Here is a 12875-nt window from a genome sequence, read left to right as displayed (position 1 = left end):
GGCATGGCTAGTCACGGCATAACCAAGTACTGAGAGTAATAAAAACATGAACTTCAAGTCAGTCCGTACGTTAATTACCCTCCTGGTAGGCGGCTGTATCCTGCTGGTGGTGGCGGCATTGGTGGTCTATTCACTGGTTGCCAATGAGCGCTCTCAGGCGCTGGTAGAAGACCAGACCAAAGAGCTGCTTGAGCACAATATCGAAGCACGCTTAACGGCGGTTGCCTCAGCGCAGGCTGAGCTTATCCAGGGTCAGTTTGAAAAAACCCTCAAGATTGCCGAAAACCTGGCCGCCACCAATGCCATGCTGGGACAGTTGGATAACAACGGCCGACCAGCACTGAACCTCAGCCGCCGCGAAATTTCGCTGTTGGTACGCCAAACGGTGACCACCAACCCCGAGATATTGGATGCCTATATCGGCTGGGAACCAAACGCCTTTGGTCTGGATGCGCGGTTTGCCGGGCGTGAAGGACTTGGTTACGGGGACGATGGGCGCTTTCGCCCTTGGTGGCATCGCACCGGTAACGGTGATTTAGCCGCGCTTCCGCTAAGCGACGCGATGGAGAGTGAGGCTATCCAGGCAAGCGGCGTGCGTAGCGGCGAGTACTATTTATGCCCACGTGAAACGCTAGCCCCCTGCGTCGTTGACCCGGCGCAGTTCGATTACGACGGCAAGCTCACGCTGGTCACCTCGTTCAATGCCCCCATTGTTGTTGATGGAGAGTTTCGTGGCGTTGCAGGCGTTGATTATACGGTCGACTTTATTCAGTCGATACTTAACGATGCCAACCAAACGCTATACAGCGGCGCGGGCGAAATAGCGCTTATCGCCTCGCAGGGAGGCATCACGGCCTACACCAGCGATGCCTCCCTGGTTGGAAAATCTGTAAACGAAGCCTTTGACTCCTCTCTACAGACGCATATTCGCCGTGCTCAACAGGGCGACGTAGTCCGTAACGTTGACCAAGGGCAGGGGATGATCGAACTCTATTGGCCCTTTACCATCGGCGGTACTGAAGCGCCTTGGGTATTGATGCTTCGCTTACCCGAGCAAGCCGTGTTTGCTGGCTTAAACAACATGCAGGAGCAGATGCAAGAGCAACGCACGGCCTCCATGTTGAGCATGCTGGGCATGGGGCTCGTCATCGCGTTTCTGGGCTTGCTGGCCAGTTGGATGCTGGGCAGCAGCATTTCTCGCCCGCTGCGAAACCTCGCCGAGCGTATGCGTGACATCGCCTCGGGCGATGGCGACTTAACCCAGCGCCTGCCGGTGCGTGGGCGCAATGAAAGCGCCGAACTTGCCATCCAGTTCAACGCCTTTGCGGTCAAAATCCACGATGTACTGGTGGATGTACGCGCCAGCAGTGAATCCGTTCATCATGCGGCCAATGAGATTACCCAGGGCGGCCAGGATCTTTCTCGGCGCACCGACCAGACCGCGGCCAGCTTGCAACAAACGTCCTCGGCCATGGAGCAGATCAGCAGCACCGTCGGCCATACCTCCAGTGCCTCCCAGGAAGCCAGCGGGCTTTCTCAAACGGCGTCACAGCTGGCCTCGCGGACCAACTCGGCATTTGAGCAGGTGGTGGTCACAATGGATGACATTCGCACTACCTCGGCTGAAATTCAGGAAATTGTAACCGTGATTGACGGCATCGCCTTCCAGACCAACCTGCTGGCCTTGAACGCGTCGGTAGAAGCGGCGCGTGCGGGTGAACATGGCCGTGGGTTTGCGGTGGTCGCCGATGAGGTCCGCAAACTGGCGTCTCGCAGTAGCGACGCCGCCGCGGATATCCGCCAGCGCATTGATGCCTCAACGGGCAAGGTGGAAAGTGGCACCCAACTGGTCCGGGGCGCTGAAACGGCCATGCATGAGCTGGCGGACAGTGTCACACGCGTCACCCAAATGCTGGCCGAGATAAGCACCGCGGCAAGCGAGCAGAGCGACGGCATCAGCCAGGTCAGCATCGCCGTGACCGACCTGGACCAGATGACCCAGCAAAACGCGGCGCTGGTAGAAGAGTCCACTACGGCTGCCGAGCAGCTCAAGGATCAGTCTGAACGGCTCTTCACTATTGTTGGGAGCTTCACCCTGGAGAACGGACCTGCCGCCCGTGGCGATCATCTGCTGCTTTCTCGACCCACTACGCCAAGCGGCTATTGATATAAAATGATGGATAACGCCCGCTTATAGGGCGTTTATTTCCCTACGCGCTACCGACCAAGGCCACCTCGGCAGGCCGGTAGAGCCTGGTTCACCGCTCGGCTATGGGCCGACACTCCCTGTCTCACGTACCTCCGAAAGATACTCAACAGATCCACAGCCGACCTTCAAACATCCCTCAGCGACTTCCGCCGTATAACGGCCATATTTCAAGCGCCCCCGCTTAAAGAAGAGATCACGCACGCCGATACATTAATAACAGGATCATCAACGTGTCATACCGCATGGCTATAATGATGGCGGCGAGTTAAGGTGGCTTTTGTGCTGCTGTTTCTTACTATCAAGCACTTATGCCGCAACGATGATCATGGCAAGCACCAGCCAACATACGAGTCCTTCATTTAAAGCAAAGCAGCCGACACCTTCGGCAGAAAAAATGATGAGTACCGCCGCGCTCTTGAAAACCATCTTTGAAAACGCCCCCCTGAAAATCGTCGTTCAAAGGCGCAGTTGAAAATCAGATGAAACGTCCCGGCGCGAGCAGCGACTATTTTTCACCTGATTTATCAATACGATACTAACCATTGAGAACCATAAAAAAATGAACTTTAAATCCATCCGCACGTTAATTGCCACGCTGGTAAGCGGCTGTATTCTGCTGGTCGTAGCCGCATTAGTGATCTACTCCCTGATGGCAAATACACGCTCCGAAGCACTCGTGGAAAGCCAGACCAGGGAACTGCTCGAGCGCAATATCGATGCACGCCTCTCCGCTATCGCCTCCGCGCAAGCCGAAGAGATCAAGGGCCAACTTCAGCATGCCCTGACACTGGCCACTAGTTTGGCGCATACCAACGCCATGCTGGGCCTGCCAGGCGAGAATGGCCGCCCATTGATGACGATGAGCCGTCGAGAGCTCTCCATGCTGGTGCGTCAAACGGTCGTCAACAATCCCTCTCTTCTAGACGCCTTCATTGGTTGGGAGCCCAATGCTTTCGGTAACGATGCTTTTTATACTGGGCGAGAGGACCAGGGTTACGGCCCGGATGGCCGCTTTACGCCGTGGTGGTATCGCACGGATAGCGGCAGCATCGAAGTATTAGCGCTGGGTAGCGATATGGAGAACCATGAGCTTGATGCAGACGGCATTCGGCGCGGTGAGTACTACCTGTGTACGAAAGAGACCCTGCGTAGCTGCATTGTCGACCCGCATTTGTACGACTACAACGGCGACGTGTTGCTGGTTACCTCGTTTAACGCCCCCATTATTGTAGACGGTGAGTTTCGCGGCAGTGCGGGCGTCGACCTTTCGGTTGAATTCATCCAGGGGCTACTTGAAGAGGCCAACGAAACGCTTTACGACGGTGCGGGTGAAATGGCGTTAGTCGCCGCGCGAGGCGCGCTTGCTGCCTATACCAGCGCACCCGACTTACTGGGCAAGCGAGTAGAAGATGTTCTCGACCCTAATCTTCAGGCCAGTATTGCTCAAGCCCAGCAGGGTGAAAGTGTGCGCAATATGAGTACCGAGCAGGGTATGACCGAACTTTACTGGCCTTTCACTATCGACGAAAGTGGCCAACCGTGGGTATTGATGGTTCGACTACCTGAAAGTGCCGTTATGGCGGGCCTTCATGGCCTGCAAGACCAGCTTGGCGAGCAAAGCCGAGCCTCCATGTGGGGCATGGTGTTGATGGGCCTTGTCATCGCGTTTCTGGGCTTGCTGGCCAGTTGGGTGCTGGGCAGCAGCATTTCTCGCCCGCTGCGACACCTCGCCGAGCGTATGCGTGATATCGCCTCGGGCGATGGCGACTTAACCCAGCGCCTGCCGGTGCGTGGGCGCAATGAAAGCGCCGAACTTGCCATCCAGTTCAACGCCTTTGCGGTCAAGATTCACGATGTACTGGTCGATGTACGCGCCAGCAGTGAATCCGTTCATCATGCGGCCAATGAGATTACCCAGGGCGGCCAGGATCTTTCTCGGCGCACCGACCAGACCGCGGCCAGCTTGCAACAAACGTCCTCGGCCATGGAGCAGATCAGCAGCACCGTCGGCCATACCTCCAGTGCCTCCCAGGAAGCCAGCGGGCTTTCTCAAACGGCGTCACAGCTGGCCTCGCGGACCAACTCGGCATTTGAGCAGGTGGTGGTCACAATGGATGACATTCGCACTACCTCGGCTGAAATTCAGGAAATTGTAACCGTGATTGACGGCATCGCCTTCCAGACCAACCTGCTGGCCTTGAACGCGTCGGTAGAAGCGGCGCGTGCGGGTGAACATGGCCGTGGGTTTGCGGTGGTCGCCGATGAGGTCCGCAAACTGGCGTCTCGCAGTAGCGACGCCGCCGCGGATATCCGCCAGCGCATTGATGCCTCAACGGGCAAGGTGGAAAGTGGCACCCAACTGGTCCGGGGCGCTGAAACGGCCATGCATGAGCTGGCGGACAGTGTCACACGCGTCACCCAAATGCTGGCCGAGATAAGCACCGCGGCAAGCGAGCAGAGCGACGGCATCAGCCAGGTCAGCATCGCCGTGACCGACCTGAACCAGATGACCCAGCAAAACGCGGCACTGGTAGAAGAGTCCACCACGGCTGCCGAGCAGCTCAAGGATCAAGCGGAGCGGCTCTCGGCATTAGTCGGTGGCTTTACGCTTGAAGCCAGCAACGCTTCTTCTCGGCATCAGTTGCCGCCTCCACCCTCTTCGCCCTACTAACCCATCAGCGGCGGCGATAGGTTGCTATATCGCCGCCGTATTGGATGGATGCACGAAGGCCTTCCCCCTTTTTCCTTATTAATGAGGCTCTACTCATGCTGTCGTCCCTACGCTTGCGCATTCTGGTGATTACGCTGGTTGTGATCACTCTGGCGTTAACCATCAACGCTTTTGTCAGCTATTCGACCCTACAAACTCATAACGACGAGCAGGTCGCCCAGCAGCTCGAATCCATCGCACAGGGTAACGCGCTAGCCATTGAGGAGTGGGTGGCCGCCCGTGCAGCCATACTGGAAGCAGCGCGCACGCCGGTGATTGATAACGACCCGCTCGCACCGCTGGTGCAGCTAGCGGAATCTGGCGGGTTTCTGGCGGCGTTTTTTGGCCAGCCTGATGGCAGCCATCTCTCGTCCGATGGCTGGATACCCGGTGATGATTATGACCCGCGCCAGCGCGACTGGTACCAGGCGGCGGTGGCCCAGGATGGCACTATCGTTTCGCTACCCTACGTGGATGCCAACAGCAATCAATTGGTCGTTACGTTCGCAACACCGGTCAAACGCGATGGCCGTCTTTACGGCGTCATCGGCGGTGATGTGGTGATTGATAATCTAGTTAGTCAGGTCAACGCTATTCAACCCACCCCATCAAGCTTCGCTTTCCTGAGTAGCGGTGGCGAGACGGTGATTGCGCACCCTGATGCGGCGCTAACGCTTGAGCCGCTAAGCCAAATCAGCAACGCCTTAACGCCTAGCGCCCTTCAACGACTGAGTGCCACCCAGGGCGCTTGGGAGCCTATTGACGTAAGCGGCCAGACCAAACGTTTGTCTGTGACGTCTATCGCCGGTACCGACTGGGAGCTAGGTGTCGCGCTTGATGAGTATGAAGCGACGTCTGGCCTGCGCGCTATTCTGAGCTCTTCGCTGATCACCCTGTTAGCAATCATCGCCGTGACGGTGCTGCTGCTAAGCCTGTGGCTCAAACGTGCTTTTTCTGGCCTTGAACGAGCGCGGGACGCGCTGGACGATATTGCCAGCGGCGAAGGGGATCTGACTCGTCGACTTCCCGAGCATGGGCGTGACGAAGTCGCTCAGATAAGTGGTGCCTTCAACCGTTTTGTCGGCAAAATGGAAGCTGTGTTGATAGATGTACGCACCAGCAGCGTATCGGTGCATCACGCAGCGAATGAAATCGCCATGGGTGGTCAGGATTTATCCCGCCGCACCGACAACACCGCGGCCAGCCTGCAGCAAACGTCGGCGTCTATTGAAGAGATCACCAGCACCGTACAACACACCGCTGCCTCGGCTCAGGAAGCCAACAAGCTCTCGCAAACCGCTTCAGAAGTCGCCAATGAAGGCGGCCAAGTGGTCGCGGATGTTGTCACCACCATGGAAGACATTACCCGCGCGTCCGATAAAATCGGTGACATCGTTACCTTGATGAACAGTATTTCGTTTCAGACCAACCTTCTGGAACTCAACGCCTCGGTGGAAGCCGCCCGCGCAGGCGAACATGGGCGTGGTTTTGCAGTGGTCGCCGAGGAAGTACGCAAGCTGGCCAGACGCAGCAGCGAAGCGGCCAACGATATCCAAAAGCTGATCGAAGATTCACAAAGCAAGGTCAATAACGGCACCACGCTTGTTCGTAATGCGGGGGTCACCATGAAGGATATTGTGGCCCACATCACGCGCGTCTCGGACGTACTAGAAGAGATAAGAGCGGCCACCAGCGAGCAAAGCGACGGTATCAACCAGGTCAACATTGCAGTTGCCGAACTGGACCGCATGACCCAAGAGAACGCCGCCATGGTGGAGGAGTCCACCACCGCCGCCGAGCAGTTAAAAGAGCAGGCCGATCATTTGGCCACCACCATTGGTAGCTTTAAGTTATCGCAGCACTCATCAGCACCCTTGGCATTGCACTCGCCCAATGCTGTGACCGCGCATTGAATGCTTAAGGCACCGGCGGCAGCTCAATATCGTCACTGCGTTTAGCGCCTGCGGTCATTTCGCGGCACAAGCGCAGGAACTCACGCACGCCCGTGGTGAGGTATTTATGGCGGTGCCAGATAAAGGTGAACTGACGCTTTAGATCCAGCTCCGGCGTGGGAAGCGGTACCAGGCTTCCTCGCCGGAAGGCATCACGTAGCGCCAGCCGTGAGACACAACCGATGCCAAGCCCCGACTCTACCGCCCGCTTGATCCCTTCCGTATGCTCAAGCTCCAACAACGTATTAAACCGGCTGCGCCGGTGGCGTGCGGCGTGCTCTAGTGTCATGCGGGTGCCTGACCCCTCTTCGCGCATGATCCAGTCTTCGCGCAGCAGTTGCTCAAGCTCAAGGTGCTCTTTTCCCGCCAGCGGGTGGCGCGGCGAGCAGAAAACACACAGCTCATCCTCAACCCAGGGTTGGCTGATGATCATTTCGTCATCGCACTGGCCTTCAATCAGGCCCAGATCCAGTGAATGCTGGCGCACGCCCTCAATAATGTGGCGCGTATTACGTACCGAAAGGCGCACCCGGCTGCCGGGGTAACGCTGCATAAAATCACTGATCAGAAGCGTTGCCAGGTAGTTGCCAATGGTTAGTGTGGCCCCCACGTCCAGCGCCCCAACGCCTTGCTGGCCGCGAAGAAGTTCTTCGATCTCCTCGCCGCGGTCAAGCAGTGCTACCGCCTTGGGCAGCAGTTGAAAGCCCAGCGCATTTAATTTTAACCGCTTTCCCATGCGGTCAAGCAGTTGGCAGTCGAACTGACGCTCAAGCTCGGCAAGCGCCGTGCTGGTGGCCGATTGAGACATGGCCAGCGCACGCGCCGCTTGCGAGACGCTCTCGTGCTGAGCGACCGCGACAAAGACTTCCAATTGCCGGAGGGTATAGTGCATACAGGACCTATATCGATTTTAAAGATAAGTGTTATCAATATAATTCGCTTAACAGATATATCACCTTTACTTAGAATTGATGACAACATATTTCATGATTTTTTATTCTTTTAAAGAATATAGATGCTGTGATTTCCGGCCAGCATCGCTATAGGGAGACATTGGTATGAGTAAGTTTGCTCTGGAAGAAGTTCTCAGCGTTCACCACTGGAACGATACCCTGTTTAGCTTCCGCACTACGCGCGAGCGCAGCCTGCGTTTTAAAACCGGCCAGTTTGTCATGATCGGTCTGGAAGTGAACGGCAAACCGCTGATGCGTGCTTACTCCATCGCCAGCCCGAACTATGAAGATCACCTTGAGTTTTTCAGCATCAAGGTGCCCGATGGCCCGCTGACCTCACGCTTACAGCATCTGAAAGTAGGCGATCAAATCATGGTCAGCCGTAAGCCGACCGGTACGCTGGTGTGCGACGACCTACTGCCGGGCCGCAACCTGTATATGCTCTCGACCGGAACGGGCCTTGCACCGTTTATGAGCCTGATTCAGGACCCAGAAGTGTATGAGCGCTATGAGAAAGTCGTGCTGGTACACGGTGTGCGTGAAGTTTCTGAGCTGGCCTACGCTGATTTTATTACCAAAGAGCTGCCTGCCCATGAGTATCTGGGTGAAGATATTACCAATAAGCTGGTCTATTACCCCACGGTAACGCGTGAAGAGTTCCATACCATGGGCCGCTTAACCGACCATATCCGTAGCGGTAAAATCTTCGAGGATACCGGCCTTCCGCCGATCGACCCGCGCCAAGACCGTGCCATGATTTGTGGCAGCCCCGCGATGCTGGATGACACCAGCGCGCTGCTGGATGAGCTGGGGTTGAATATCTCACCGCGTATGGGTGAGCCGGGTGATTATGTGATCGAGCGTGCGTTTGTTGAGAAGTGATGGGCTGGTGAGTCGTGAAGAGTGAGGTGCGAATAGTCGAACCAGATCACTGCCCCCTCATACGTCACTCGCTGATAAAAAGCCCTGCGGAGATACTCCGCAGGGCTTTGATTCATGACTTACTACTTACCCCTCACCCTTCACTACTCACCATTCACTCGCTTAAACCGCGTCTTTACCCGTTTCGCCGGTACGAATACGAATGACCTGCTCAAGCGGCATCACGAAGATTTTACCATCGCCGATTTTACCCGTGTTGGCGACTTGGGTAATCGCATCAATTACCTGCTCAACCATATCGTCATCGACAGCGACTTCCAGTTTCACTTTGGGCAGGAAATCCACCACGTACTCAGCACCGCGATAAAGCTCCGTGTGGCCCTTTTGACGACCAAACCCTTTTACTTCTGTGACAGTAATGCCCTGCACGCCGATATCGGAGAGCGATTCGCGTACGTCATCAAGCTTGAACGGCTTGATAATGGCTGAGATCAATTTCATTGCGACATCCTCTAGCTTGGTGGCCATTGTATTGTCTATTGGGTGCGGCGAAAGCCAGCCACCTCTGGTGCTAAGCATACACCGCTACAGGCGGAGAATAAAAAAGGCCTTCCTCGAAAGGAAGGCCATCACGCGCATGTCAGCTCACTGGGTGTGCATTATGCTTATTTCTTAACGCTAAACTCAGGGTAGGCTTCAAGACCGCATTCCGCGATATCCACACCTTCATACTCTTCTTCTTCACTAACCCGGATGCCCATGATGGCTTTCAGCACCAGCCAAACCACCAGGCTTGCCAGGAACACCCAACCGAAGATACCGGCAATACCCATCATTTGAGCACTAAAGGACGCGCCATCATTAGTGATAGGCACCGCCAATACGCCCCAGATACCCGCCACGCCGTGAACGGAAATAGCACCGACCGGATCATCCAGTTTGAGCTTATCAAGCGACACTATCGCTACTACCACGATGACACCGCCAATAGCCCCGATAATGGTGGCACCTAATGCCGTTGGTGAGAGCGGGTCAGCGGTAATCGCCACCAAGCCTGCCAGCGCACCGTTAAGCGCCATGGTAAGGTCCGCTTTACGGAACCACAGTTTGGCCAGGACCAGCGCGGCGATCACACCGCCAGCAGCGGCCGCATTGGTATTGGCAAACACTTGGGCGACGTTGTTGGCCGACTCGATATCCGAGACTTTTAGCTCAGAGCCTCCGTTGAAGCCGAACCAACCCATCCACAAAATAAACGTACCCAGCGTTGCCAGCGGCATGTTGGCACCTGGAATGGCATGGATAGCGCCATCTTTACCGTACTTGCCCTTACGCGGGCCAAGAATCAGCACGCCTGCCAGAGCAGCGGCAGCGCCGGCCATGTGGACGATACCCGAACCGGCATAATCCGAGTAACCCACGCTGCTCAGCCATCCGCCACCCCAGGTCCAGTAGCCAGAAACCGGATAGATAAAGGCGGTCATGACCACAGCGAAGGCCAAAAAGGCCCATAGCTTCATGCGCTCAGCGACCGCACCGGAGACAATCGACATAGCAGTAGCCACAAAGACAACCTGGAAGAAGTAATCAGCGCGCTGGGAGTAGTAGGGCGCATCCTCGCCACCCGCCAGCACCGAATCTACGCTGTTCTCAGTGCCCAGCAGAAAGCCCAGGCTTGGCAAGAAGCCGCCTTCGCCGCTGGAGTACATGAGGTGGTACCCCACCAGCAGATACATGGTGCAGGCAATCGCAAACAGCGCGATGTTTTTCGTCAGAATTTCAGCGGTGTTTTTAGCGCGCACCATGCCTGCTTCAAGCATGGAGAAGCCTGCGGCCATCCACATGACCAATACACCGCACATCAAGAAGTAAAACGTGTCGAGCGCGTAGCTCAGATCAGCCAGTTCGTTCATTTGTTAGTTCCCCGTTGAACTACGAAGTAGCCCGGTAAGCCCCTGTTTAAACGGCATCAACGCCGCGTTCACCGGTACGAATTCGGATAACATCGTCGAGCGGCGTGACGAATACTTTGCCATCGCCGATTTTTCCACTGTTAGCGGCATTACAAATGGCATCAATCACGCTTTCCAGGCGCGCATCGTCAACCGCTACTTCTACTTTTACCTTGGGCAGAAAATCGACCACGTACTCAGCACCCCGGTAGAGCTCGGTATGCCCTTTCTGACGCCCAAAACCTTTTACCTCTGTCACGGTAATGCCCTGCACGCCGTTGTCGGCCAGTGCTTCGCGGACATCGTCAAGTTTGAATGGCTTAATGATGGCGGTGATGAGTTTCATCCCATATCTCTCCTGCTGGATAAGTCCTGCTAGATAGCTAGCGGCATTGCCGCTGAAAATGGCGATGCTCTACTAATGCGCATACCGTGCCATTAGCTAATTTCTTATTAATTTTTAGTGACTTAACAAAACATAAGGCGCTTTTACGCACACCCTAAGATCGCGAAAGGCGTAGGGCGCAACCGATTGCACCAAAAAAGAACCGACGCGAACGGTTGGCGCACCATGACTGGGCAACGAGATAAACGAATAAATGCACCAATGCCATACGCAATACATGCGTACTGGCGGCGGGTTGCGTATCCTTAAAATAGTGCCCACTTTTAAAGCATCATTATTTAAGGAGAGAACCATGACGCCCCAGGATCGTATTAGCCGTTTGGCACAACAGATTGGCGACCGCTTACAAAATGCGTCACAAGCGCCGGAAGATATTCAGAAAGGCGTTCAACAGGTGGTTCGTGGTGCCTTTGATCGGCTGGAGCTCGTATCGCGGGAAGACTTCGATATCCTGATGGACGTTCTACAGCGCACGCGTTCGCGGGTAGAAGCCCTGGAGAGGCAAGTAGCGCAGTTGGAAGCTACGATGGAAGCGAGTCAGCCTGAGAAGCACCTACCAGTCGCCACTAAGGCCACTGAAAGCGCTCAGCCCAACGCCGATACGGATGCGCCCGCTGCCCCAAAACCGGCTGCCAGCAGCACACTGAACGACGATAAGAAAAGCGATACGTAAGCACAGTGCTGGTAACGCCTGCCGCCACCAAAATGAGAACACCTATCATTGCGTTTTAATCTACTGATGGTAGGATCACGATGATTTACGCGTTCTCTGGATAACCCACGAACCGCTCCTCTTTTCAAGCGTCGCTCTTTTGGGCGGCGTTTTCTCGCTGGGTTGATCACTGGATTACCAAGCCGCAGGGCCCCTATTGATGCCAACCTTTACGTCGTTAACGCCATCGACACTTAGCCAACTGGGCCAAACGTTCGGTATTGATTACCTGTATGCCGGTAAGGGAATTGACGACCCGATTGCCCAAGGCAGCGTGAGTGATTTGCCGCTTTCTTCTGCGCTGCATCTCACCCTCTCCGACCTTGAAGTACGCCAACGCTACGCCTCACGTTCCACACAGACGATACCCTGGTTTCTAAGCGTTGTTATAGAGGGCTGGATTGACATTACCCAAGGCCAGAAGCGGCTAACCATCGGCGCGGGGCAGGGGTTCTGCGTTCACTTTACCCCCCAGGCACCGCTGATTGTTGAACAGCCGGCGCAGCCACAGCTGCGTACTCTCAATATTGCGGTACTGGCCACGATTCCTAACGCGTTGCCTAGCGCGCAAGCACCACAGCTGCATGCCTGGGCGCCACCTTCCACACTTTTTGCTCAACTAAGCGCGACCTGCGAGACGCCACTGGATCACTGGCGGCATTCATTAGTTTGGCAAGGGCTTGCCCTACAGCTTCTTGGGCACGGCTTACCCACGCCGCCTGCCAGGGAGCCTCAATCGGCACGAGGCATGAAGGCCCGTGAACGTGAACAGCTTGCTCAATTGCATACAGAGCTAAGTAATAACCCAATGACCGATTACTGCCTAAGCGACCTGGCTCGTCGCGCAGCGATGAGCCCCAGCAGCTTGCGGCAGAAATTTAGCGCACTTTACGGTTGCTCAATTTTTGATCATCTACGCCAGTGTCGGCTTCAACAAGCCTATAGCTATCTGGAAAAAGGCTATAGCGTTCAACAGACAGCACATACTTGCGGCTACCGTCATGCCACCAATTTTACGACAGCCTTTAAGCGCCTCTTCGGTATCGCGCCCACAGAAGTAATCGGCAAGGCCAGAGCATAAGATGCGCGCCACCAACGC

General features: G+C 55.6%; 10 protein-coding genes. 6 read left to right on the top strand and 4 right to left on the bottom strand.

Going from position 1 to position 12875, the window contains the following annotated elements; genetic code table 11:
* Positions 1 to 46: 46 nt before the first annotated feature.
* From ACT3RU_RS01550 to ACT3RU_RS01540, 3 genes are all read left to right on the top strand, one after another.
* A complete protein-coding gene (locus ACT3RU_RS01550) occupies positions 47 to 2167 on the top strand; it encodes a methyl-accepting chemotaxis protein (protein WP_192527776.1) in 2121 nt (706 codons plus the stop codon).
* 601 nt (positions 2168 to 2768) lie between these two features.
* Positions 2769 to 4880 carry a methyl-accepting chemotaxis protein gene (locus ACT3RU_RS01545; RefSeq protein WP_192527777.1) on the top strand — a complete coding sequence of 704 codons (2112 nt, stop codon included), beginning with the start codon at positions 2769 to 2771 and terminating at the stop codon, positions 4878 to 4880.
* A gap of 95 nt (positions 4881 to 4975) precedes the next feature.
* Complete coding sequence (locus ACT3RU_RS01540; protein ID WP_483392488.1) at positions 4976 to 6832, top strand: methyl-accepting chemotaxis protein; 1857 nt, start codon at positions 4976 to 4978, stop codon at positions 6830 to 6832.
* Between the two features lie 4 nt (positions 6833 to 6836).
* Here the strand turns inward: ACT3RU_RS01540 and ACT3RU_RS01535 are convergent, their stop codons facing one another.
* On the bottom strand, positions 6837 to 7763 hold the full coding sequence (locus ACT3RU_RS01535) for a LysR family transcriptional regulator (RefSeq protein ID WP_087110560.1): 927 nt from the start codon (positions 7761 to 7763) through the stop codon (positions 6837 to 6839).
* Between the two features lie 166 nt (positions 7764 to 7929).
* On the opposite strand from ACT3RU_RS01535, the gene ACT3RU_RS01530 reads away from it, so the two are divergent.
* Positions 7930 to 8706 carry a ferredoxin--NADP reductase gene (locus ACT3RU_RS01530; RefSeq protein WP_087110558.1) on the top strand — a complete coding sequence of 259 codons (777 nt, stop codon included), beginning with the start codon at positions 7930 to 7932 and terminating at the stop codon, positions 8704 to 8706.
* 162 nt (positions 8707 to 8868) lie between these two features.
* On the opposite strand, the gene glnK is transcribed toward ACT3RU_RS01530, so the two are convergent.
* The 3 genes from glnK to ACT3RU_RS01515 form a co-directional block, all read right to left on the bottom strand.
* On the bottom strand, positions 8869 to 9207 hold the full coding sequence (gene glnK / locus ACT3RU_RS01525; RefSeq protein ID WP_027337179.1) for a P-II family nitrogen regulator: 339 nt from the start codon (positions 9205 to 9207) through the stop codon (positions 8869 to 8871).
* 164 nt (positions 9208 to 9371) lie between these two features.
* Positions 9372 to 10619 (bottom strand): ammonium transporter, encoded by a 1248-nt coding sequence (locus ACT3RU_RS01520; protein ID WP_192527779.1) that lies wholly within the window; start codon positions 10617 to 10619, stop codon positions 9372 to 9374.
* Between the two features lie 46 nt (positions 10620 to 10665).
* Positions 10666 to 11004, bottom strand: a complete 339-nt coding sequence (locus ACT3RU_RS01515) for a P-II family nitrogen regulator (RefSeq protein ID WP_192527780.1) — start codon at positions 11002 to 11004, stop codon at positions 10666 to 10668.
* A 352-nt stretch (positions 11005 to 11356) separates the two neighbouring features.
* On the opposite strand from ACT3RU_RS01515, the gene ACT3RU_RS01510 reads away from it, so the two are divergent.
* Positions 11357 to 11737, top strand: a complete 381-nt coding sequence (locus ACT3RU_RS01510; RefSeq protein ID WP_172116896.1) for an accessory factor UbiK family protein — start codon at positions 11357 to 11359, stop codon at positions 11735 to 11737.
* Positions 11738 to 11936: 199 nt separating this feature from the next.
* The gene (locus ACT3RU_RS01505; RefSeq protein WP_192527781.1) at positions 11937 to 12857 is read left to right on the top strand and encodes a helix-turn-helix transcriptional regulator; all 921 of its coding nucleotides are present in this window, start codon (positions 11937 to 11939) and stop codon (positions 12855 to 12857) included.
* Positions 12858 to 12875 lie beyond the last annotated feature (18 nt).

The sequence above is a fragment of the Halomonas sp. TP35 genome (assembly GCF_052375975.1).
Classification (GTDB): Bacteria; Pseudomonadota; Gammaproteobacteria; order Pseudomonadales; family Halomonadaceae; genus Vreelandella; species Vreelandella citrativorans.
Note: the sequence above shows the minus strand (reverse complement) of the source record. Positions and strands in the feature narration are given on the sequence as shown.